This window comes from Novacetimonas sp. GS1, assembly GCF_036686925.1.
GTDB classification, from domain to species: Bacteria; Pseudomonadota; Alphaproteobacteria; order Acetobacterales; family Acetobacteraceae; genus Novacetimonas; species Novacetimonas hansenii.
Map to the genome: position 1 here is coordinate 1,349,246 of NZ_VSZP01000001.1, position 24,434 is coordinate 1,373,679.

16 protein-coding genes and 1 pseudogene are annotated in these 24,434 nt (G+C 62.2%); 13 read left to right on the forward strand and 4 right to left on the reverse strand.

What is annotated here, in order from left to right; all coding sequences use genetic code 11:
* Positions 1 to 73: 73 nt before the first annotated feature.
* Together FYB92_RS06200 and FYB92_RS06205 are read right to left on the reverse strand one after the other, a co-directional pair.
* Entirely contained in the window at positions 74 to 577 is a 504-nt protein-coding gene (locus tag FYB92_RS06200) for a peroxiredoxin (RefSeq protein WP_003621165.1), read from the reverse strand.
* Between the two features lie 98 nt (positions 578 to 675).
* Positions 676 to 3,730: pseudogene (locus FYB92_RS06205) on the reverse strand (bifunctional [glutamine synthetase] adenylyltransferase/[glutamine synthetase]-adenylyl-L-tyrosine phosphorylase).
* Between the two features lie 20 nt (positions 3,731 to 3,750).
* Between FYB92_RS06205 and FYB92_RS06210 the strand changes: the two are divergent.
* The 3 genes from FYB92_RS06210 to FYB92_RS06220 all read left to right on the forward strand — a co-directional run bounded on the left by FYB92_RS06210 (position 3,751) and on the right by FYB92_RS06220 (position 8,589).
* Positions 3,751 to 4,749, forward strand: a complete 999-nt coding sequence (locus FYB92_RS06210; protein ID WP_332828362.1) for a hypothetical protein — start codon at positions 3,751 to 3,753, stop codon at positions 4,747 to 4,749.
* Positions 4,709 to 7,120, forward strand: coding sequence for an AsmA-like C-terminal region-containing protein (locus FYB92_RS06215; RefSeq protein WP_332828363.1), 2,412 nt, complete (start codon positions 4,709 to 4,711; stop codon positions 7,118 to 7,120). The genes FYB92_RS06210 and FYB92_RS06215 overlap by 41 nt, the downstream gene beginning before the upstream one ends.
* 293 nt (positions 7,121 to 7,413) lie before the next feature.
* Entirely contained in the window at positions 7,414 to 8,589 is a 1,176-nt protein-coding gene (locus FYB92_RS06220; RefSeq protein WP_332828364.1) for an FAD-dependent oxidoreductase, read from the forward strand.
* Positions 8,590 to 8,902: 313 nt separating this feature from the next.
* On the opposite strand, the gene FYB92_RS06225 is transcribed toward FYB92_RS06220, so the two are convergent.
* Positions 8,903 to 10,204 carry an MFS transporter gene (locus FYB92_RS06225; RefSeq protein ID WP_081254512.1) on the reverse strand — a complete coding sequence of 434 codons (1,302 nt, stop codon included), beginning with the start codon at positions 10,202 to 10,204 and terminating at the stop codon, positions 8,903 to 8,905.
* Positions 10,205 to 10,298: 94 nt separating this feature from the next.
* Positions 10,299 to 11,636 carry a dicarboxylate/amino acid:cation symporter gene (locus FYB92_RS06230; protein WP_075596046.1) on the reverse strand — a complete coding sequence of 446 codons (1,338 nt, stop codon included), beginning with the start codon at positions 11,634 to 11,636 and terminating at the stop codon, positions 10,299 to 10,301.
* Between the two features lie 253 nt (positions 11,637 to 11,889).
* Here FYB92_RS06230 and FYB92_RS06235 point away from each other — a divergent pair, with 253 nt between their 5' ends.
* From FYB92_RS06235 to rplL, 10 genes are all read left to right on the forward strand, one after another.
* A complete protein-coding gene (locus FYB92_RS06235; RefSeq protein WP_408902343.1) occupies positions 11,890 to 13,167 on the forward strand; it encodes a DNA recombination protein RmuC in 1,278 nt (425 codons plus the stop codon).
* A gap of 52 nt (positions 13,168 to 13,219) precedes the next feature.
* Complete coding sequence (locus tag FYB92_RS06240) at positions 13,220 to 13,957, forward strand: response regulator transcription factor (RefSeq protein WP_040510971.1); 738 nt, start codon at positions 13,220 to 13,222, stop codon at positions 13,955 to 13,957.
* Positions 13,944 to 15,368, forward strand: coding sequence for a HAMP domain-containing sensor histidine kinase (locus tag FYB92_RS06245; RefSeq protein WP_003621146.1), 1,425 nt, complete (start codon positions 13,944 to 13,946; stop codon positions 15,366 to 15,368). The genes FYB92_RS06240 and FYB92_RS06245 overlap by 14 nt, the downstream gene beginning before the upstream one ends.
* Before the next feature lie 188 nt (positions 15,369 to 15,556).
* On the forward strand, positions 15,557 to 18,739 hold the full coding sequence (locus FYB92_RS06250; protein ID WP_062809152.1) for an efflux RND transporter permease subunit: 3,183 nt from the start codon (positions 15,557 to 15,559) through the stop codon (positions 18,737 to 18,739).
* Positions 18,736 to 20,031, forward strand: a complete 1,296-nt coding sequence (locus tag FYB92_RS06255) for an efflux RND transporter periplasmic adaptor subunit (RefSeq protein ID WP_003621137.1) — start codon at positions 18,736 to 18,738, stop codon at positions 20,029 to 20,031. The genes FYB92_RS06250 and FYB92_RS06255 overlap by 4 nt, the downstream gene beginning before the upstream one ends.
* Before the next feature lie 11 nt (positions 20,032 to 20,042).
* Complete coding sequence (locus FYB92_RS06260) at positions 20,043 to 21,656, forward strand: efflux transporter outer membrane subunit (protein ID WP_003621135.1); 1,614 nt, start codon at positions 20,043 to 20,045, stop codon at positions 21,654 to 21,656.
* 106 nt (positions 21,657 to 21,762) lie between these two features.
* On the forward strand, positions 21,763 to 22,197 hold the full coding sequence (gene rplK / locus FYB92_RS06265; protein ID WP_003621133.1) for a 50S ribosomal protein L11: 435 nt from the start codon (positions 21,763 to 21,765) through the stop codon (positions 22,195 to 22,197).
* 5 nt (positions 22,198 to 22,202) lie between these two features.
* The gene (rplA, locus tag FYB92_RS06270) at positions 22,203 to 22,898 is read left to right on the forward strand and encodes a 50S ribosomal protein L1 (protein ID WP_003621131.1); all 696 of its coding nucleotides are present in this window, start codon (positions 22,203 to 22,205) and stop codon (positions 22,896 to 22,898) included.
* Positions 22,899 to 23,180: 282 nt separating this feature from the next.
* Complete coding sequence (gene rplJ / locus FYB92_RS06275; protein WP_003621130.1) at positions 23,181 to 23,699, forward strand: 50S ribosomal protein L10; 519 nt, start codon at positions 23,181 to 23,183, stop codon at positions 23,697 to 23,699.
* Positions 23,700 to 23,801: 102 nt separating this feature from the next.
* Positions 23,802 to 24,173, forward strand: a complete 372-nt coding sequence (gene rplL, locus FYB92_RS06280; protein ID WP_003621128.1) for a 50S ribosomal protein L7/L12 — start codon at positions 23,802 to 23,804, stop codon at positions 24,171 to 24,173.
* Positions 24,174 to 24,434: the final 261 nt, after the last annotated feature.

The window sequence follows — 24,434 nt, forward strand, 5'->3', positions numbered from 1 at the left end:
CAGTCAGTGGCAGCCCATCAGGTGCCAGTCCATCAGGTCGCCGCCCATCAGGTTGCCGGTCGTGCGTGTCCGCTCACTTTCCGGCGCGCAGGGCGTGGACGGCCTTCATCACGGCGGCGACGTGGCCCGTCACCTTGACCTTGCGCCATGCCTGCACCAGCCGGCCCTGCGCATCGACCAGGAAGGTCGCGCGTTCGATCCCCATATAGGTCCGGCCATACATGGATTTTTCGATCCATACGCCATAGGCCTCCGTCACCGCGCCTGTGGCGTCGGAGGCCAGGGGGAAGGACAGGTTCTGTGCATCCGCGAATTTCTCGATTGCGGGCATGGCATCGCGTGACACGCCAATGACGGTGATGCCGTCTTCCTTGCCCAGGTCCGACAGAGCTTCCTGAAAGCCACAGGCTTCCTTGGTGCAGCCCGACGTATTCGCCTTGGGATAGAAATACAGGACGAACGGCTTGCCCCGCAGTGCCGACAGGCTGACATGGCGGTCATGGCTTGCCGCCATGTCGAAATCGGGCACCGGTGCGCCGGGTTCGGGAAAGACGGGGGGTGAAGTCTCGTTCATCATGAAATGCCTTCGAAAGTCATCATGGGGTGCAGGGAGGGGGACACCCGCCATGCTGTTGTGTTTGTGTGGGGCTTTGTGCCGTTGCGCAATGGTTTCCTTCATGTCCCATCGTCGATGTTTCCGATGGGCGGCAATGGGCCGATCAGGCGGACGAACGCATCGCGCACACGTTGCGCCATGTCATCCATGCGCGCCAGCATGCCCTGTTCGTCGCGGGCATCGAGTTCGCGCATCATGATTTCCTGGGCCGCGGGGGGCAGCGCATCGGGAATTTCGGTACCCATCAGGATGCGCAGCATGCTTTGCGCCGAACGCCAGAACAGGTCCGCCCGCCGCAGCAGGCGCGCATCGGCGGCCGACAGCATCCCCGCGCGCGCCAGCCGCGTGAATGCCACGCGCGTGCATGGGGAACGCGCGCCGGGGGCAGCGGCAAGGAGTTGCAGGCCCTGTGCGATGAATTCGACCTCCATCAACCCACCCGCACGGCGTTTTATGTCCCACGGTCCCTGTGGCGGCAGGTCGCGCATCAGGCGTGCGCGCATGGAACAGACATCCGCGCGCAACGCATCTGCATGCAGCGCGCGTGCATTGCCGCTGGTGCCATCAAGTGCGGTGTCTATGGCCGCACGCAGGCGTTCGGCCATCGCGGGCGCACCCGCGATGATGCGCGCACGTGTCAGGGCCATGCGTTCCCACGTCCATGCCGATTCCGCATGGTAACGCCGGAACGACGACAGCGACACCGCGACCGGTCCCTTCGATCCCGACGGACGCAGGCGCATGTCGGCCTCATACAACGGCCCTTCGGCCCCCGGTGCGGTCAGCGTGGCGATGAAGGCATGCGCCAGCCGCACGTAATAGGTACCCGCCCCCAATGGCCGTGCCACCGGCGCGCCTGTTGCACGGCGCGTGCGTGGCACCACGCTTTCCATCACATCATCGGGGTGATCGAACACCAGCATCAGGTCAAGGTCGGACCCCGGCATCATCTCGCGCGATCCGGCCTTGCCCATCGCCACCACTGCCATCGCCCCGCCGGGCACGTGACCATGGCGTGCGCGGTGTTCCGTCATGACGGTGCGCAAAAGCCCGCGCATGACCGCATCGGCCATCGCGGTGCGCACACGCGCGGTGCGGTCCTCCGTCATGCGATGTTCCAGGCGCGCGACGGACAGGCGGAATTCCTCCCCACAGACCAGCCCGCGCAGCACCGGCAGCAGGCGTTCAGGTCCCATCGCCTGCGCCACATGCTGGCGCACCAGCAGTACGGCGGCACGCGCGGTGTCGTCCGCTGCCTCGATCGTGCTGGCATCCAGCAATCCGTCCAGTGCGGAGGGCGCCTGCGCCAGATGGTTGGCAAGGAACGCGGAACAGTCGAGTACGGTCATGATCCGGCGCACCAGCGCGGGATTGCGTTCCAGCAGCGACAGGAACTGCACCCCCGCCCATTGCCGTTCCAGCAGCGTGTCAAAGCGGCGCAGCACCGTCAGCGGATCGCGCCGCGCCCCGATTTCACGCAATATCCCCGGCAACAGGCGATGGAGCAGCATCCGTGCGCGGTCCGAACGCAGGGCGCGCAGGCGGTTGGTATCCCACCGTTGCAGGATGCCGCGCGCCGCGTCGAGCGTATCGGGTGCAAAGCCGGCCTGTTCAAGGTGCTCGCCCACCTGTGCGTCCTCTGGGGCGATGGTGTCGTCGGGACGGCCAGGTTCGGAGAACTGGTGTTCGAAAATGCGGCGCGACTGCTGCATGACGGGCAACATGGCGCGGGCGAGGGCGGGGCCGTCCACCTCATTCATGAAAATGGCGAACTGTGCGAATCTGTCGGTGGTTTCGGGCAGTTTGTGCGTCTGGTGGTCGGCGCGCATCTGCAGGCGATGTTCGACCTGTCGCATCATGTGATAGTTGCGCGACAGGATTGTGTATTGCGCATGCGTAATCAGTTCCGCCTGTGTCAGGTGCCGCAACGCACCCAGCGTCGTGGGGTCGCGCAGGTCGGGCCTGCGCCCACCCCAGACCAGTTGCAGCGCCTGTGCCACGAACTCCACTTCGCGGATGCCACCCTGGCCCAGTTTCACATCATGGCCCAGCAACCAGTCACGCATCGCGTCCGCGCAGGCGGGGATGTCAGTCGCCATGTCGAGCAGCCCGCCACGCCCGGCATTCCGGTGCCTGTCGATGCGTGCTTTCATGTCATGGATGTCGTCAATCACCGCGAAATCAAGATGACGCCGCCAGACGAAGGGATGGATCGCGGCAAGGAAACGCTGTCCCGCGGCAATGTCGCCTGCGACGGGGCGGGCCTTTATCATGGCGGCGCGTTCCCATGTCCGTCCCATGCTTTCATAATAGGTGATGGCCGTGGGAAACGAGACGGCAAGGGGGGTGGCCGACGGATCTGGGCGCAGGCGCAGGTCGGTGCGGAAAACATACCCATCTGCATCGCGTGCTTCCATCAGGCCGACAAGGTCGCTAGTCATGCGGACGAAGATACGCCGCAGGTCCTCGTGTTCGGGGTGGCAGGCCGGGTCGTAAAGGACGATCAGGTCGATATCGGAGGAGTAGTTCAGTTCCCGCGCGCCCAATTTCCCCATGGCCAGGACGACAAAGCCGCTGCCGCGTGCAGCGTCGTCCGGGTCAGGCAGAACCAGATGGCCTGCATCATGGGCCGTGCGCAGCAGATGTCTGACCGCGACCTGCAGGGTTGTTTCGGCCAGGTGGCTCAGCGCGTGCGTCACCTGTTGCAGCGACCATGCCCCCCCCGATATCCGCCAGTGCGATGGTAAGGGCGGCATGCCGCTTGGCCGTGCGCAGGGTATGGGCGATCGCGTGACGGGGCTGCTGTGGCGATTCGGCGCGCATGTCGGCAAGGATGTCGCGCATGACCCGGTCCGGCCCGTCGCGCAGAAGCCGGGCGAAGGTTTCGGTATCGCGTCGCGCAAGGTCCGACAGATAGGGGCTGTTGCCCCCCATGGCGTCAAGCATCGCGGCGACAGCAGGCGCAGACAGCCACGCCATGTCCAGCCCGCATTCGGCAAAGGCGCGTTCCATGTCCTCATGCAGCAGATGTGCGCCGCGTGCATCGGCGGCCGGAGGCCAGGTGCAGGCATGCCAGCCGTGATGGAGATCGAGGCTGGTGGGAAGGTGGGACATCTGGGACAACCTGGGCAGCAATGGCGACGGGGCGCAGCGTGGACGCCATGAAGCATGATGGTCAAGACACCCCGCCGCCACCGCCGCCACCGCCACCACCCCCGCCGTCCCCCACGCGGGATGTGTGGCTGCGCCTGATCGGGTTGCGTGTGGTGCGTGTGCTGGTCTGGACGGGGCTTGCGTGCATCGTGCTGCCTGCCGTGCTGCTGCTGGCGCTGACGCTGCGGCTGTCAACAGGGCCGATCGACGTGACGCCGATGGTGCGCATGATGACGCCGCTGTCGGTCCTGCATGGGCCGGGGGCCAGCCGGCGGCAGGGACGCCTGACGGTGCGGCAGGTGCGCCTTGGATGGAATGCGCTGCATGCGGGAATACGCAGCCCGCTGGAAGTATGGGCCGATGGCCTGTCCATCATGAGTGCGGATGGCACGCTGGCCAACAGCATCGAGCACGGTCATGTCGTGCTTGACACCCCTGCGCTGGTGCATGGTGACGTGGTGCTGGAACAACTGTCGGTAACTGGTGTCCGCCTTGCGCTGGCGCGTAACCCGGAAGGGGACATCGGTCTTGACCTTGGCCCCGGCACGCCCGAGGACAGCACCCATTCCCACGGACATTCGGTGGACCTGTCGCTGCTGCGGCGGATCATCGTGTCGGATGCGCAGGTAAAATTCAGTGACCAGATTTCGCAGCGCGTATGGCGCACGCGCGATGCCTCCGCCAACCTGCATGTCATTTCCCATCAGGGGCAGGTCGGGGCCAGCGGTTCGGTCAGCTTCATGCTGGAGGGCAATGGCAAGCACCTTGTCCTGCGGGGGGAGGGACAGCAGGATGCGCCGGGACGCATCAACTGGACGCTGAAGCTTGATCCCGTCAGTCCGTCCGCCTTTGCCCCGGGGCAGAAGGAGGTTGCGCCGCTCGACCTGCCGGTGGGCGGGACCTTGCAGGTGTTGCTGGCGTCCGGGGGGGGGGCAGTTCATGGCCCCGCGCACACTGGGCGCCTATCTGAAGGTTGGTAATGGCACGGTGGTGACGCGGCGTAACGGGACGGTGCTTGTTGGTGATGGGGAGGCCCATATTGTCGCATCCTTTGACCCCGGCCCGGCCGATGCACCGTTCGACGGCCCCTTTCGCGCCACGTTGGAGAAGATGGTCGTACATCTGCGGGCACCGGGACATGCCGAAGATGACGGCAGCGGCCCGACGCTGACGGCCACGGGGAGCATGCATGCCTCCTCCATGCTGCATCCACGTGATGTCGGCATCGGCATCTCGGCGGAGGCGCTGGCCCTTGATTTCGCCACGCTGGGTGATTTCTGGCCGCCTGGCGCGATGAAGGGCGCGCGCCGGTGGGTGACGGCGAACATAACGAAAGGCCATGTCAGCGAACTGCAGGCGCGTGTCGGGCTGGTCAGTCACGATGGCTGGGACGGGCTGGACCTGACATCGCTGACGGGTGACATCCGTGCAGAGGGGATGGAGCTGTACTGGCTGCGTCCGATCCCGCCGCTGCATGACATGGATGCCCACCTGACGTTCAAGGGGCCGGACGAAATCGCGATCAACTTTGGCCATGCCTATCAGCTCGTGGATCGGACGGACCGTCACGTCAATGCGACCGGTATCGGCCGGATCGAGGTCGGGCCGGGATCAATGCTGATTACCGGCCTGATGAAGAAGATCCAGATGGGGGACATCAACACCACCTTGCAGGGCAATGCGCGTGATATCCTCGCCCTGCTGGCGGAGCCGAGGCTGAACGTGCTGTCACGCCACCCGATGAGCTTTACCTCCCCCTCCGGCAAGGCCAATGTCTCGCTGCATATCGCGTTGCCCCTTGATGCGCATGTCAAGCTGGCGCAGATCGACCTGCGCACGCATACCGACCTGGCACAGGTGCATCTGGGCAATGTGGTGATGGGCCGTGCCCTCGACAGCGGGCGTTTCGGGATCGACGCCTCGATCGACGGGCTGATGCTCAAGGGAACGGGGAACCTGTCGGGCATACCCTCCACCATCCTGTATACGATGGATTTCCGGTCCGGGCCGTCTGACCGTGCGGTTGAAAGCGCAAGCGTGCAGGGATACCTGACGCCCGGCGGTGTGTGTCGCGCCGGATTGGACATGGGCGAGCATTTCGGGGGCAGCGCCGCGCTGGATGTGGATTATGACCGTTATCCCGGTGGGCGGGCGCAGGTGGATATCGACCTCGACCTCAAGCACGCATCGCTTACCATTCCGATCTGGAGCAAGCGTGTGGGCGAAGATGCCAATGCGTCCGTGGTCATCAACCTTGACCACGGGCATGTGTCCTCCATCGAGGACATACGCGCAGCGGGGCCGGAACTTCTGATTGATGGGCATGCCGAAACGGCGGAGGGAACGGGCAGGCGCCTGATCCTGCACGGGTTTCGCGTGGGACGTTCGAACGGGAACGCGATTATCACCATCCCGGCGGGGGAGAAGGAGCCATATGGCGTATCGGTTGCGGCCCGGGTGCTCGACCTGTCGCCGTTGCTGACCTATCAGCGGCAGGCCGGGTCGACGGCCGATGGTGGTACCGCCCCTGCCCCGGCCAAGGGGTATCACATGCCCGAGGCCGCGAGTGGACGGGTGAAAAGCGCGCCGGGGCGGAGCTGGAACATCAATGTCGATGCCCGCACCGTCTTTTATACCAAGACACAGTCGATACAGGGTGTGCGCAGCCATCTGGAGGATGATGGCGTGCGGCTGACGCGCGCGTCATTTTCCATGACCGGGCCGACGCCTGCCTCCGCCACGCTGACGCCCGATGGCAAGAGCCGGGTGCTGTCGATGCATATCGCGGACCTTGGCGCGTTGCTTAAGGACATGAAGCTGGGGGATCGTATGGAGGGGGGACAGGTCGATCTGGAGGGAACATTCGATGACATGGATGCCAGCGCACCCTTTTCCGGTAATCTGACGACCGGGCCATTCGTCCTGCGGCAGGTGCCCACCGTGGTGCGTATGGTCAACAATGCCTCCATCTATGGCTGGATGAAGGCGCCCCATGCACCGGAATTCGAGGTCGAACACGTCAAGATGCCCCTGACGTTTCGGGACGGTGTGGTCAATATTACCGATGGCCTCGTCAGCAATACGTCACTTGGGGCGACGGTTGCGGGGCGTATCAACCTGGATACGGCGACGCTTGACCTTGACGGGACAATCATCCCGGCCTTTGCCGTCAATGCGGCCCCCGGACACCTGCCGGGCGTGCTGGGTTGGCTGTTCAGCCCGGAAAAGAATGGCGGCGTGGTGTCGGCCACGTATCAGATCAACGGACCGTTCGATAACCCGAACGTGCATGTCAATCCGTATGCCCTGCTATTGCCCGGGTTCCTGCGCGACCTGGCCCATATCCATTAAGAGATTGTTTGAAAATAAGTGCTTGATAAAAAAGAAAAGTTTTTGGGTTCTGCTTTTTTTCAGAAAGGCGGCGTCTTCTGAAGCTTTTTAGAAAAAGCTTCACCAAAAACCTTTATAATTTCATGATGTTATTGATCCTGCCTTTTCGGGTGGCCTCTTGCCCAACACCCAGTTGTCAGGCAGCTTCTTGAAAATAGGATTGCAAATTGCGGGCTTGTTGGGTGACCGAAATTAAACCAATAATACGGTGTCCTTTTTTCTTTAACATTACTTGAAATGAAGTGTCCCCTTTCATGACGCGTCTTTTTCATCGTCGAAACGCACTGATGACCGCCGCTTCGCTGGCGGGGCTTTCCGCACTGCCGGGATGTGCCGGTGCCCGCTCCCGCCGGTATGACCTGGACGCGGATGTGCGTCATATCCCGGTCATCCGGGCGCGTACGGACCGGATTGACCGTATCACGGTCTGCCTGCGTCCCTTCCGCGCCTCCGGGCCACGCCTTGGGGTCGAGCAGGTCGGGCGCAAGTCCGTGGTCCACAATTATGGCCATGGGGGAAGTGGCTGGTCGCTGTCATGGGGAACGGCGCAGCTTGCGGTGGAACGTGCGGTGACGGCATCCGGGCAGAAGGTGGGCGTGATCGGGTGCGGTGCGATCGGCCTGACCACCGCCATCGTTGCGCAGCAGGCGGGCGCGCAGGTGACGATCTATGCGCGCGAAATGCCGCCCTTCGTCCGTTCCGCCCGGGCTTCCGGAAGCTGGACGCCTGCGTCACGGATTGCGAAGACCAGCGACCTGACCCCGGAATTTACAGCACGGTGGGAGAGGATGGCCCGTTATTCCTTCTCCTGTTACCAGAACCTTCAGGGGTTGCCGGGAAATCCTGTCGAATGGGATACGTTTTATGGCCTGCAGGCGCGCGCACGTCGGCCGGTTCCGCCCGATCCCATCGGTTTCGCCGAAATGAACGACCGTTTGCGTGATATCGAACCGCAGGGGAACACGATCCCTGTCCATGACGGGCGCCTGCCCTATGACGAGGTGCGCAAGCAGCCGAACCTGATCTTCAACGTCACGACCTATACCGATTATCTCATGCGCCAGTTTTTTGAGCGTGGGGGCAAAATCCGTACCATGACGCTGCATCATCCATCAGAACTTACGGCGTTGCCGGAACCTGTCTTCATCAACTGCACCGGCTATGGTGCCCGTGCATTGTGGAATGACCAGAGCATCATTCCCATCCGGGGGCAGATCGCCTGGCTGATTCCGCAGCCCGAGGCGTTGTTCAGCATGGAATATGACAATGTCTATGTCGTGTCGCGGCGTGACGGTATCGTCGTGCAGTTGCAGGGGGAGGATATGGGGCATGGGTATAACCGCACTGATGAAACCCCAGATCTTGACGAGGCGCACAAGGGCGTCTCCATCATCAACGGTCTGTATAAAGGCATGGGATACAATGTCTGAGAGACTGTTTGAAAAGTCAGACTCGATAACACACTGAAATTATAAAGGTTTTTGGTGAAGCTTTTTCTAAAAAGCTTCAGAAGACGCCGCCTTTTTTCAAAAAGGCGGCACCCAAAACTTCTCTTGTTTTTTATCAATGGTTTGTTTTCAAACAATCTCTGAGCAGCGACCCGTAAAGATGGCTCAGCAAAACAGTGTGCAATAAAACATTACGAATATGAAGTATGTTTCGGGTCGGCCGCGCCTAACGCTTTGGAAAGACGTTGCCTTTTGATGGGAAGGCAACGTCTGGAAACGTTTGTTTTACAACGGTCTATGCCTCTGTGGTGATTGCATCCCGCGATGGCAGCAAGAACAGCACCGTCAGCAAAGAACAGGCGATGCAGCCCGTGACATACCAGTAAAACCAGTCCTCATGCCCGGCCTGTTTGAACCACAGGGCCACATATTCCGCCGTTCCGCCAAATATGGACACCGTCAGCGCATAAGGCAGCGCCACGCCAAGGGCGCGGATACGCGCGGGAAACAGTTCTGCCTTGACCACCGCGTTGATGGATGTGTAGCCCGAAATGCACAGCAGCGCCGTAACCAGCAGCAGCAGTGCCGTCACGGGGGAATGGGCATGTGCCAGTGCGTGCATCAACGGGACGGTGACGCTGCATCCGATGATCCCGAATGACAGCAGCATCGGCCGCCGCCCGACACGATCCGACAGTGCGCCAAAAAGGGGTTGCGCCAGCGCGAATGCGGCCAGTGCGGTGGTGGAGATGACCGTCGAGGCTTCCTTGGTCAGGCCGGTCGTGTTGACGAGGTATTTTTGCATATAGATGGTGAAGGTATAGAACGCGACCGTCCCGCCAAGCGTCAGGCCACAGACGGAGACGACCTCTCTCGGGTGATGCAGCAGTACGCGCAGGCCGCCTTTTGCCGCCGGGTCGCGGGTTGCCCTGCTGAACTGCTCGCTTTCGGCCATGCCGCGCCTGAACCATAATACCGACAGCGCCAGCAGCGCGCCGATGCCGAACGGGATGCGCCACCCCCATGCCCCGATCTGTTGTGGTGTCAGTACAACGAACTGCAAGACCAGCAGCACGACAAGGGCGAGCAACTGCCCGGCCACCAGCGTGACGTACTGGAAACTGGCATAAAACCCGCGTTGCGCCGGGGGGGCGATTTCCGACAGGTATGTGGCGCTGGCGCCGTATTCCCCACCGAGGCTGAGCCCCTGCACCAGGCGTGCAAGCAGCAGGATGGCCGGCGCCAGGACGCCGATGCTGTCATATCCGGGACACAGCGCGATCGTCAGTGACCCCACGCACATCGCCAGCACTGACGTGCTGAGCGCAAAGCGACGTCCGTGCCGGTCGGCCACCAGCCCCATGATCCATCCCCCGATCGGGCGCATCAGGAACCCGATGGCAAAGATCGCCGCACTACGCAGAAGTTCTGCGGTCTGGTTCCCATGGGGGAAGAACGCATGGGCGAAATACAGCGAAAATGCCGCATAAACGTACCAGTCGTAATATTCGATCAGGTTGCCTGATGATCCGGCGATGATGCTGTGTATCCGCTGGCGCGTGGTCAGCGGGACATGGGGCGTGGGGGTGATGTCCATATAATTCCGAACGGTCCTGCGTCTGGGATGGAAGGGGGAGGTCTCTGCGATAATGCGAATATGATGAAGGCATTACGTCAGGTATTGTGTTGCGTCAGGCGTTGTAAGGCCCGGCGTTCAGGACCGGGCGATCGGCCTCATCTTCGGGGATGGTCCCGCTCAACGCGGCATGCAGGCGTTTTGTGTCCAGTTCATTTTCCCATCGCGCCAGTACAAGGGTGGCAACCGCATTGCCGATGATGTTCGTCAGCGACCGGCATTCCGACATGAAACGGTCGATCCCCAAAATCAGGGCCATGCCGCTGACGGGGACATCGGGTACCACCGCAAGTGTGGCCGCCAGTGTGACGAACCCCGCACCCGTCACGCCTGCCGCCCCTTTGGAACTGATCATCGCGACAAGCAGGAGTGAGACCTGCTGCCCCAGGTCCAGATGCACCCCGGTCGCCTGTGCAATGAACAGGGCGGACAGCGACATGTAGATATTGGTGCCATCAAGGTTGAAGGAATATCCCATGGGCACCACCAGCCCGACAACAGACGGCGCACAGCCTGCGTTCTCCATCTTGGTCATCAGTGTGGGCAGCGCGGATTCCGATGAACTCGTGCCCAGAACGATCAGCAGCTCTTCGCGCAGGTAGGCCAGCAGCGGCAAGATGCGAAACCCGTTATACCGCGCGACCAGTCCCAGCACGACAATGATGAACAGCGCCGACGTGGCGTAGAAAGTGGCGACAAGGAACGCAAGGTCCAGCACGGAACCGATGCCAAAACGCCCGATGGTGAACGCCATCGCCCCGAACGCCCCGACCGGTGCGGCCAGCATCACGAGCCGTACGACCCCAAAGACAAGTTCGGTCAACTGCTTGAACAGCGACAGGACCGCATGTCCGCGCGCGCCCATGTGCGACAGGCTGATGCTGAACAGGATCGCAATCAGCAGCACTTGCAGGATATCACCCGAAACAAAGGCGCTGAGTACGGTGTCGGGGATGATGTTCAGCATGAACCCGCTGAAGGAATGGGCCTGTGCGCGCGCCACGAACGCGGCAACGGACTGGGTATCCAGTGTCGACAGGTCTGCATGCACACCTGCGCCGGGCCGCACGATATTGGCCACCAGCATTCCCACCACCAGTGCAAGGGTGGAAAATGTCAGGAAATAGACCATCGCCTTCCCCGCAAGGCGCCCGGCCTTGCCAAGGTCCGACAGGCCCGCGACACCGGTGACGACCGTCAGGAAAATGACTGGCGGGATGATCATCTTGACCAGCCGGATGAATCCATCGCCCAGCGGACGCAGCGCGGTTCCCGCATGGGGCCAGAAATGGCCGACCGCAATGCCTGCGACAACCGCAACGATGACCTGGAAATACAGGCTCCGAAACAGGGAACGCCGCTTTGGCGCGGTTGGCGGGGACACGTCGATCATGGTTGGTGCCTTGGTCAGGAAATCAGGTCCGGATGTGCCGGGAAAACGCGGAAGGGGATGCAGCCTATCGCGCCCCTGGCATATCGGGGATTGAAAAACTGGTGACCTGCCCGGAGGTAAAGGCCACAGCCGACATAGCATGAAGGGCAGATATTCCAAAAATGTATGGTCGGCCTGTTATATCTGCATTACAGGCTGTGGACATGGTTTGTTCTTTTGAATGGGAATCAATGGCTTTGGGGGGATATCAACCTTGTTCGATACGCTGAGCACGATCGCGATCTGGGCATCCGCGCTGGGGGCGGGGCTTGCGTGCCTGCTGCTGCTGGTGCTGCTGCGCCAGCGTGGGGACGGGCGCGGCGAAGAAGACCTGCTGGCGCGGCTGTATGTCATGATGGAGCGTGAAGGCACCGCCCGCATGGCCGATGCGCAGAACCAGCGCGGGCACCTTGCAGAGGTCGAACGTGTCCTGACCAGCCGGATCGAGCAGCGCCATCAGGACACATCCCAGGGCCTGGGACGCATCGCCAGTATCGTCAGCCGCGAGATGGGGGAAATGCGCCTCAGCCAGTCCGAGGCCCTGCGCATGATGGCCGCCGAGAGCGCCAGCCAGCTTGAGGCCATCCGCAGCGCAGTCAATGAGCGCCTGCACGAAGCGGTCGAGCGTCAGATGCAGACTTCGTTCCAGCGTGTGCTGGAACAGCTTGCCGCCATGCAGAAGGCGATGGGCGAAGTCTCGGCCATGACCGCGCAGGTGGGCGATCTCAAGCGGCTGTTTTCCAACGTCAAGACGCGCGGCGGGTGGGGGGAGGCACAGTTGCGGGCCATCCTTGATGATGTGTTGCCCGAAGGGGCGTACGAAATGAACTGCCGCCTGAGCGACAAGAGCCGCGATGTGGTGGAATTCGCCGTGCGTATGCCCGTCAAGGCATCCGTGCCCCCATTGCTGGCGATTGATTCCAAGTTCCCGACCGAGGCGTATGAACGGCTGTTGCAGGCGGTCGAGGACGTCAATCCCGACGCCGAACGCGCGGCCCGCCGCGCGCTGGAGACGACGTTGCGCATCGAGGCGCGCAAGATCGCGGCCAAATATATCCAGCCCCCCGTGACCGTGGAATTCGCCGTCCTCTACCTGCCGACCGACGGGCTGTATGCGGAGGTCGCGCGCATTCCCGGCCTGATTGACGAAATCGGCCGCACCAGCCGTGTCATCATCATGGGGCCGGGCCTGATGCCTGCGATGCTGCGTACGATTCACCTTGGCTATGTCACGCTGGCGCTGGAAAAGCGTACGGACGATATCGCCCGCCTGCTGGGGGCCACGCGGCAGGAAATGCTGCGGATGGATGACGTGCTTGAAAAACTGGCGCGCAATGCATCCGCCATGTCGAATTCGATCGACGAGGCGCGGCGCCGTACCGGTATCGTGACGCGACAGTTACGCGACCTTGACACCGCTTCGTTCGTTGGGGACATGACGGAAGATCCCCTGTGCGAGGCAACCCCGCCTGTCGCCGCGCCGTTCGAGTGAAAGGGATTTTAATAGGCGCACGCCGCCTCCCTCGCGCATATTCGGAGATGCAATGATAGGTCCCACACCCCCTGATCGCGTTGACACCATGCCCCCCCCGGCCACGTCCACCGGGCCAAGCGTGCTGTTGGTTGAAGATGACGTCAAGATTGCGCAGGAAGTGGTGGAGGAACTCGAAAGTCGCCGTTTCCGGGTCCGTCATGAGGTATCCGGCTCCCTGGGGCTGGAGGTCGGGCTTGCCCATGATTTCGACGTGATGATCGTCGATCGCATGCTGCCCGAACTGGATGGCCTCAGCCTGATCGAAACGTTGCGCGAACGCCGGGTGCGTGCGCCCGTGCTGGTGCTTTCCGCATTGTCGGCGGTCGATGACCGTGTCAGCGGCCTGAAGGCTGGCGGCGACGATTACCTGACCAAGCCCTTTGCGATGGAGGAACTGGCCGCGCGGCTGGAGGCGCTGCTGCGCCGTCCCAACAACTCGCGCGAGACGATGTTGCATGCCGGCCCGCTGGCGATGGACCTGATCGAACGCACCGTGACCCGCAATGGGGAACTGATCGAGCTGCTGCCGCGCGAATTCCGGCTGCTGGAATATCTGATGCGCAGGCCCGACCAGGTGCTGACGCGCAACATGCTGCTGGAGGATGTGTGGAATTACCGCTTCATCCCGCAGACCAACCTTGTTGACGTGCATATCGGCAAGCTGCGGCGCAAGGTTGATGAACCCGGTGCGCCCTCGCTGATCCAGAGCATACGCGGCGCCGGGTTCATGCTTCGTGTTTCAAAATGAACTGTTCCGCACCGCGACATTCCGCCTGACACTGGCGGTTGTCGCGGCCATGATCGGGTCCGCCGCGTTCCAGTTCTTCCTGGGCTACAGCCAGGCCACCGTGTTCGAGGCGCGGCGTTCGGACACATTGCTGTATCGCGAAGCCGCCCTGCTGCAGACCGAAAGCGCCGAGGATCTGGAACGCAAGGTCCGTGACCGCGCGACCGATGACCTGCGCGTCATCATGAATGTCACGACGCTGTTCAGTCAGGACCATCAGTATATCGTGGGCGACCTGCATAACTGGCCCGCCGGGCTGGTGGCGGACGGCCATGTCCATGAAATCAACATCAAGCCCCCCGTCAGGGCCACGCCGACCGATCATTCCCCGGGTGTCCTGCGCATGCTTGCGGTCGGGGTGCGCGGCGGGCGTGTCCTTGTGCTGGGGCGAAGCTGGCATATGCGCAGCGAACTGCGCCTGATGATGCGCCATTCGCTGCTGGTGTCGATCGTGCCCACGGTGCTGTTCGCGCTGATGACCGGCATCGTGCTCAGCCACCGTGCGCTTGCCCGCGTCAAGGACATGCACGAGGCCATCGACCGCATCATGGAAGGCGACCTGCACGAACGCCTGCCCGCCGGCCGACAGCGTGACGACCTTCAGCGCCTTGCGGGAAGCGTCAACAGGATGCTCGACCGCCTTGAACGCCTGATGGACGAGATACGTGACGTTGGCAACGATATCGCCCATGACCTGCGCACGCCGCTGACACGGGTGCGCGCGCGTCTTGACCGGGCGCGCGCGGCAGGACATTCGGCAGAGGCGCTGCGCAATGTCATTGCGCGCGCCATTGACGACCTTGACCAGTCCTTTGCCGTCATTACCGCGCTGCTGCGTATTGGTGAGATCGAGAACGGCCGCCGTCGGGTGGGGTTCGCGAGGGTGGACCTCGACAGCCTGGCCGATGACATTATCGACCTTTATGAACCGATTGCCGAAAGCAAGGGCATTACGCTTGCGCATGTGCGCGGACAACGGGTGGGAGAGGTGTTTGGCGACCGCGACCTGTTGATCGAGGTGCTGGCCAACCTGGTGGATAACGCCATGAAGTTCACCCCCGAAGGCGGTCATGTCACGATCCGCACGTCCGAGGACGCACAGGGTGTGGTGTTACAGGTCGAAGATACGGGAATCGGCATCCCGCCCGAGGAACGAAGGGCGGTGACGGGGCGTTTCTATCGGTCCGACAAAAGCAGGCATGTCCCCGGAAGCGGGCTGGGGCTGAGCCTTGTATGGGCGATCGTGCAACTTCATAACGCCAGCCTGCGTATTGGTGCGGCGCGGTGCGACACTGCCCTGCCGGGTGCGGTTTTCACGATCTGTTTCGCCCCCCTTTCGCACACGCTCATCCCCGGCGAGGAGGCGGCGTGAAGGACATTAAACAGAATTTTCATTTGTCTGGAGCGTTCCTCATTTTAACACCAGATGAGGGATGGAGAGATTATGACGATGCATGAGCAAGCCTTGCCGGGCGCACGCGATGGGAACATCCTGTCCCTGCCCGCAACGGAAAACGCGGCCGATGGCCGCACTCCAGCGCCGGAGGAAATAACCCGCGCATGAATGGTATCGTTGTTACCGCGCTCAAGCGGCCTTACACATTCGTCGTCCTGTCCATCCTGATTGTTGTTTTCGGCGTGCGTGGCCTGCTGCGTACGCCCACCGACGTTTTCCCCAGCATCAATATCCCCGTCGTCGCGATCTGCTGGACCTATACCGGCCTGATGCCGGAGGACATGTCAGGACGTGTCGTCTATTATTATGAACGTGCGCTGACCGCGACGGTCAACAATATCGAACATATCGAAAGCCAGTCCTATTACGGGCGTGGCATCGTCAAGGTCTTCTTCCAGCCCGGTACGGACACCGCCGTGGCCCAGACGCAGATCACATCGGTATCACAGACGGTCATCAAACAGATGCCCGCAGGCATGACCCCGCCGCTGGTGCTGACCTATAACGCGTCCTCTGTCCCGGTGCTGACGTTGCAGGTGTCGTCTGATTCGATGACTGCCTCGCAGATCTATGACATGTCGTCCAACCTGATCCGCCCCGCGCTGGTGTCGGTCGCGGGCGCCGCCATTCCGAACCCCTATGGCGGACAGCCGGGCAACATCATGGTTGATCTGGACCAGACGAAGCTGCTGGCGCATGGCCTGTCGGCAACCGATATCGGCAATGCACTGGGCAAGCAGAACATCGTGCTGCCTGCCGGTGACCAGCAGATTGGCGCCTTCGATTACATGGTGCAGACCAATGCCTCGCCAGAGGTGATCGACACCTTCAACAACATGCCGATCAAGCAGGAAGGCAATTCCGTCGTCTACCTGCGTGATGTGGCATGGGTGCATGCCGGCGGCCCGCCGCAGACCAATATGGTGCTGGTCAAGGGGCATCAGGCGGTCCTGATTGTCATCATGAAAAGTGGTGACGCCTCCACACTTGCGGTCGTCAGCGGGGTCAAGGCGCTGCTGCCGGGTATCATAAAGACGCTGCCGGCCGGGGTGAACATCACCGTGCTGGGCGATGCCTCCACCTTTGTGAAGGAGGCTGTGCGCGACGTGGTGCAGGAAATGGGCACTGCGGCGCTGCTGACCAGTCTGGTCGTGCTGCTGTTCCTCGGGTCATGGCGATCGACGGTCATCATCGCAACCTCCATCCCGCTGGCGATGCTGTGTTCGGTCATCGGGCTGGGGATGGCGGGGCAGACGATCAACGTCATGACGCTTGGCGGGCTTGCGCTGGCGGTTGGTATCCTTGTCGATGACGCCACCGTCATGATCGAGAATATCGACGCCCATCTGGAAATGGACAAGGATCTGGAAACCGCGATCATCGACGCGGCGAACCAGATCGTCATCCCCACCTTCGTCTCCACCTTGTGTATCTGTATCGTGTGGATGCCGCTGTTCCAGTTGACGGGGGTGGCGGGGTGGCTGTTCATGCCAATGGCCGAAGCCATCATCTTTGCCATGATCGCATCGTTCATCCTGTCGCGCACGCTGGTGCCGACGATGGCGAAATACATGCTTGCGGCCCAGGTGGCCGCCCACCATGCGCTGGCGACGGGGCAGGCGGCCCCGTCGCAGAGCATCTTTGCGCGGTTCCAGCGCGGGTTCGAGGCGTATTTCGTCCTGTTCCGCAATCGCTACCGCGAGATCCTGATCCGCCTGCTGGCGACGCGCAGGCGTTTCGTGCCGCTGTTTTCGATACTGGCGTTCTGTTCGCTCGGGCTGCTGTTCTTTGCGGGGCAGGATTTCTTCCCCGAAATCAATTCGAACGCGCTGTCGATCCATATGCGCGCGCCGCTTGGCACCAAGATCGCCGAGGCAGGCAAGATTTCCATGCTGGTGAATGACGAGATCGACCGCCTGCTGCCCGGGGAGGTCGAGGGCATCGTCAATAATTGTGGCCTGCCATTCAGTCCGCTGAACCAGGCCTTCATTCCCACGCCCACCGTCGGCACGCAGGACTGCGACCTGACGGTGACGCTGAAGGATGAGGAAGCGCCGGTTGCGAAATACCGTGCCGTCCTGCGCAAGGGGCTGGCGGAGAAATTCCCCGGCACCGAAATCACCTTCATGCCTGCCGACCTGACGGCCAAGATCCTGAATTTCGGCCTGCCCGCGCCAATCGACGTGCAGGTATCGGGCCGTAACCTGTATGGTAATTTCGATTTCGCGCAGCACCTTGCAGCGCGCCTGCGCAAGATTACCGGCGTGACCGACGTTGCGGTGCAGGAACCGATGAATACCCCCACCTTGCGCGTCAATGCGCGCCGGACCTATGCGCTGGGGACCGGCCTGACGGAAGCGGACGTGGCGAACAATGCGCTTGCCGTGCTGTCGGGCAGCGGCCAGGTCGCGCCCACCTATTGGCTGGACCCCAAGACCGGGGTGTCGCATCTGGTGGATATCCAGACACCGTTGCAGTTCCTGCAGACGATGAACGACCTGGAGACGATCCCCATCGACCGGGGTGACGGCAACCCGCGGAACCTGCCGCCGCAGATCCTTGGCGGTCTCAGCCAGATCGTGCAGACCGGCACGCCGGGGGAGGTCGCGCATTACAACATCATGCCAGTCTTCAACATCTATGCCACGAACGAGGGGCTGGACCTTGGCACCGTCTCACGCGAGGTGACGCGTGTGGTGGAGGAGGAGCGCAAGTCGCTGCCCCATGGGTCAAGCCTGTATGTCCGTGGGCAGGCGACGACCATGAACGGCGCGTATGTGCAGCTTATTTCCGGTCTCGCGATGTCGATCCTGCTGGTCTACCTGATCATTGTCGTCAATTTTCAGTCGTGGCTTGACCCCTTCATCATCATCACCGCGTTGCCCGGCGCGCTGGCCGGTATCGCGTGGAGCCTGTTCCTGACGCATACCGCGCTGTCGGTGCCGGCGCTGACGGGGGCGATCATGTGCATGGGCACCGCGACGGCGAACTCAATCCTGGTGGTGTCCTTCGCGCGTGAGCGGATGGACCTGCACGGTGATGCGGTCAAGGCCGCGATCGAGGCGGGATATGAACGTATCCGTCCCGTGCTGATGACCGCATCGGCCATGATTATCGGCATGCTGCCCATGTCGCTGAGCAATTCGCAGAACGCGCCGCTGGGCCGCGCGGTGATGGGCGGACTGATGGTGGCCACGTGCGCCACGCTCCTGTTCGTGCCATGCGTGTTCGCGCTTATTCATTCACGAAAATCCAAGACCACGACTGCCGAGGGAGAACGCGCATGACGGGCGCCGATGATATCAAGGGCCAGCGCGGGCGCGGCGGCAGGATCTGGGTCTGGCTGGGGGTGGTCGTGGTGGCCGTCATCGTTGTCGGCGGGATTGTCGAACGCCGCATGCATGTCGAAAGCCTGAGCCGCCAGACAGCCGATGCCGCCATCCCGCGCGTGCAGGTGATCGAGCCGGAACACGGGCCAAAGACACGCACGCTGGACCTGCCGGGCAATATCTCCGCATGGTACCAGGCCCCGATCTATGCGCAGGTCTCGGGCTATGTGCAGATGTGGTACAAGGATATCGGTGCGAATGTGAAGGCAGGCGAAATCCTGGCCACGATCGACACGCCGGGCCTTGATGCGCAGTATGCCGCGTCCAAGGCCAATTTCGACGTTGCAATGGCCCGTTACAAGCTGGCGCAGATCACGGCGAAACGCTGGAAGGCGTTGCAGGGCACGCAGGCTGTCTCTCAGCAGGAGGTCGATGTGCAGGCCGCCAATGCCGAGGCGCAGGCCGCCGAGGTCGAGGCCGCCCGACATGAGGTGTCGCGTTATGCCGCGCTGATCGGGTTCAAGCAGATCGTCGCCCCGTTTGATGGTGTGGTGACGTCACGTCTGGCTGACGTGGGGGATTATGTGAATGCGGGCGGTGGGGATGTCTCCTCCCACGGGACGGCAAGTGAGCTGTTCAGCGTGGCGGACGTGCATCGCATGCGTATCTTTGTGTCCGTGCCGCAGGATTATGCCGACATCATCGGGCCCAAGCTGACGGGCGACATCACCGTACCGCAATATCCGGGACGGGTGTTCAAGGCGAAGTTCCTTGCCACGGCCAAGGCGTTCAATGCCTCCACCCGCACGGTGACGACCGAACTGGTGGTTGATAATGACAAACGTGAACTGTGGCCCGATTCCTATGCCACCGTGCATTTCACTGCGCCGGGGGACCCTGATATCCTGATCCTGCCCGAAGGTGCGCTGCTGTTCCGTGCGCAGGGCATGCAGGTGGCGGTGGTCGATGACCATAACCGCATCAGGCTGCGTAATGTCACCGTGGGTACGAATCTTGGCACCAAGGTGCAGATACTTGCGGGCGTGGGGCTGCATGACCGTGTGGTCAACAACCCGTCTTCCGGCCTGCTGGAGGGACAGGAAGTGTATCTTGTCGGCTCCACCCCCGGATATAACGATGTCGGTGCGTCCGCGATGGCGAAGACCCCGGCGCGTGAAAGCACGAAGGACGACGATGTCCGGGCCATGCCCGCGGATCAGGGGGCGACGGACGCCGGGGCGCGCCGATGAGGGGCGGCCTCATGTGGGGGCGGGCACGCCGCCAGTCGATGCGCGCGGCCTGCCTTGCCGGATGCGCGATGATGGCCGCGGGCCTTGGCGGGTGTGTGGACCTTGCGCCGAAATACAGGCACGCGCACTACCTCTATCCCGATAACTGGCAGGGGGAGGGTATCATGCATTATGGTGCCCCCGCCGATGGTGCGCCGCGTGGCGACTGGTGGGTGGTCTTTAACGACCCGCTCCTCAACAGGCTGGAGGAACGCGCGGGCCGCCTGAATCCTGATCTGCAGGCCGCGGCTGAAACCTTTACGCAGGCACGCGACCTGTCGGCGGAGGCGGCGTCGGCGCTGTATCCGCAGATCGGTGGCAATGCAGGGGCATCCAATAACCAGTCGTCGCAGCACCGGCTATGGCGTGGGGCGGGTGCCCAGGGCCCCACCTATATGTCATCGCAGCAATGGGGAGCCAGCGTCCGGTGGGAGCCTGATTTCTGGTCTGAAATCCGCAACCGCAAACGTATGCGCCAGCAGCAGGCACAGGCCGCCGCCGCCGATTTCGCCGTGGCGCGGCTGAGTATCCAGTCCGAACTGGCTAATGATTATATGCAGTTGCGTGGCATGGACGCGCAGCATGCGGTGTATCAGGACTCGATCAGATATTACCAGACGGCAGTGCAGATCACCCAGATGCGTCAGGCCGGGGCGATCGCGGCAGGTATCGACGTATCGCGCGCGCAGACACAGCTTTCGGCCACGCAGGCGTCCGACACCGACCTGCAGGCCCGCCGCGCGGTGATGGAACATGCGATTGCGGTGCTGGTGAACACCTCGCCATCCGCCTTTCATATCATGCCGATTACCGAAATCCGCTTCCCGAAGGTGAAGATCGCGGTGGGGCTGCCTTCCACCCTGCTGGAACGCCGTCCCGATGTCGCCAGTGCCGAACGCAACATGGCGCAGGCAAACCGGGCGATTGGCGTGTCGCGCGCGGCATTTTATCCACATGTAACCTTCAGCGCGATGGCGGGGTTCATGGATAATGGCTTTACCCTCGATAAGGTCGCGAACGGCATGTACAATTATGCCGCGCAGGCTGTGCTGCCCCTGTTCCAGGGGGGGATGCGGCGCGCCGAACTGCAACGTAGCTGGTCGCAATACCGTCAGGCGGAAGACCGGTATCGCGCCACGGTGCTTGCCGCGTTCAAGGATGTGGAGGACGGGTTGAGCCTGACCCATGACCTTGATGTCGAGGCGGGGCAGGAAGGCGAGGCCGTCAAGGCGTCGCTGCGCACACAGAACATGACGATGCAGCTTTATACCGGCGGCCTGACCAACTACCTTGACGTGGTGGTGGCACAGGTGGCGGCGCTGACTGCACGCATCGCCCAGGTACAGGTGGAGACCCGCTACATGCAGGCGCAGGTCGAACTGATCCGCGCGCTTGGCGGGGGATGGGACAGCAGCCAGTTGCCGAACCACCGGCAGATCCGTCCGTTTGGCCCGCTGCAATATTCCCACCTGCGGATTCCCAAGGCCGCAGGTGGCGTAAATGTCGATAATGGCGCGGAGTCGAAGGACCTCGAAATGCCTGCCCTGCCCGCGCAGGGGTTGACAGCACCCCCGAATCAGCGGTAGGTGCCCGCCTCTTATCGGAACGCGGGAGGTCCATTGCCCTTGCCACATCATGGCAGGGGTGACCGCCAGAACCGCGGTCCGGGTGAAACAGTCAGGAGCCCCGGATATGGCCAAAAAAATCGTTGGCTACATCAAGCTGCAGATCCCCGCCGGCAAGGCGAATCCCTCCCCGCCGGTTGGTCCGGCCCTTGGTCAGCGCGGCCTGAACATCATGCAGTTCTGCAAGGAGTTCAACGCGAAGACGCAGGGTATGGAACCGGGGATGCCCATTCCCGTGGTCATCACCGCCTATGCTGACCGCACCTTCAGCTTCATCACGAAGACCCCGCCGAACACCTATTTCCTGATGAAGGCCGCCAAGGTCAACAAGGGAAGCTCCACCGTTGGCAAGTCCGCGACGGTTGGCAAGGTGACGATTGCGCAGCTGCGCGAGATCGCCGAGGTGAAGATGAAAGACATGAACGCCAATGACATCGACGGCGCCGTGCGCATGCTGACCGGTTCAGCGCGCTCCATCGGCCTCGACGTGGTGGAGGGCTAAAGTCCATGGCAAAGAACAAGCGTCTGGCCGCCGCGCGCGCCAATGTTGATGCGACCAAGGCCTATGGCCTGGACGAAGCCATCTCCCTGGTGAAGCAGGGTGCGAAGGCGAAGTTTGACGAGACGGTCGAAATCTCCATGAACCTGGGCATTGACCCGCGTCATGCCGACCAGATGGTCCGTGGCCTGCTGTCCCTGCCGAATGGTACGGGCAAGACCCTGCGCGTTGGCGTGTTCGCCCGTGGCCCGAAGGCCGAGGAAGCGACTGCCGCCGGGGCCGATGTTGTCGGTGCCGAAGACCTGGCCGCCAAGGTGCAGGCTGGCGAGATCGAGTTCGACCGCTGCATCGCGACGCCGGACATGATGGCGCTGGTCGGCCGTCTGGGCAAGATCCTTGGCCCGCGTGGCCTGATGCCCAACCCGAAGCTGGGCACGGTCACGATGGATGTGAAGGGCGCCGTTACCGCGGCAAAGTCCGGTCAGGTCGAATACCGTGCGGAAAAGGCCGGTATCGTGCATGCCGGTATCGGCAAGGCCTCGTTCGACGAAGCCAAGCTTGCTGAAAACATCCGCGCATTCGTCGATGCGGTGCAGAAGGCCCGTCCCACGGGCGCGAAGGGCACCTACATCAAGAAGGTGTCCCTGTCGTCCACGATGGGGCCGGGTGTGCATCTCGATGTGGCGACGCTCGCCGCATCCTGATGAAGGATTGTCCCGCCCCTGATGGGGTGGGATAAAAGGGAATGGCCCATCCTGCGGGCCATTTTCCGAACCTGTCCATGACCGGATGTGGCCTTGTGCCTTGATTGCCCCTGTGGGGTTGCAGCCGGAAGACGGGGATTGCCGGGCCGCAGGTGCATGTCACCTGACACTGGTTGTTCCGTTTACAAAGGACAGGCGAACCGGGGCAGGCCCATGTTGGGCAGGCCCCAAGGGTAAACCCAATCCACCAGGTTTTCTGGTGGATGACGATGGAGACGGGATTTGGACCGTACGGAGAAGCGGGAGTTTGTTGCCTCCCTCGCGGCCGTGTTCGCCGAGACGTCCATGGTCGTTGTCACCCGTAATGACGGGCTGACGGTGGCTGATGTGACGGAACTTCGGCGGCGTGTGCGCGCGGCCGGAGCGACTTACAAGGTCGCGAAGAACCGGCTGGCCAATCTCGCCCTGGCAGGGACCCAGTTCGAAGGCATCGCGCCGCTGCTGAAGGGGCCGACCGCGATTTCGTGGGCGGATGAACCTGTTGCAGTTGCAAAGGTGCTGGTCGAGTTCGCCAAAACCAATGACAAGCTTGTTCTGCTCGGCGGATCGCTTGGCTCCCAGACACTGAGTGTCGAGGGTGTCAAGGCGCTGGCGGAACTGCCCTCCCTGGACGTGCTCCGGGCGCAGCTGGTGGGGCTTATCTCCACGCCGGCAACGCGCATCGCGGGCGTGCTGCAGGCGCCGGGCGGACAGCTTGCACGGGTTTTTGGTGCCTATGCCAAGACGGGCGAGGCAGCCTAGCCACCCCTGTCCCGGTAAGCCGGGATATCAACAAAATGGTACTTTTCCGAAATTTCGGGATTGTGCCACGCCAACCAGTGTATAAATTAGGAAGACTGAATCATGGCCGATCTGAACAAACTTGTTGACGAACTGTCCGCTCTTACGGTTCTCGAAGCTGCTGAGCTGTCGAAGCTGCTCGAAGAGAAGTGGGGCGTTTCCGCCGCTGCTCCGGTTGCTGTTGCTGCCGCTGCTGCTGCTCCGGCCGCTGCTGCTGAGGAAAAGACCGAATTCGACGTGGTGCTGGCGAAGGCTGGCGACAAGAAGATCAACGTCATCAAGGAAATCCGTGGCATCACGGGCCTGGGCCTGAAGGAAGCCAAGGACCTGGTCGAGGGCGCGCCCAAGACCGTCAAGGAAGGCGTCAGCAAGGATGAAGCCGAGAAGATCAAGAAGACCCTTGAAGACAACGGCGCTTCTGTCGAAATCAAATAAGATGTATCCTGTCAGCATTCCCTGTTGTGGATGTTGAGATGATATTCAGGTGAGGGTGGAGGTCGTCAGACCTCCGCCCCCTTGGGCGTTACAGGCACCCTGACCGTCAAGGTCTCGGGTGCCTTTGGCGGTAGAAGGGGCCGTCCTCAAGTCATGTGAAGGGACGGGTCCGGGGTTGGTCCATGAGGATGGGCAACCTGAAAGAATTTCTGGATCTGTCTTTGTCCCGAGCCGCAAGGCCATGATGGAGGACGGGGAGCA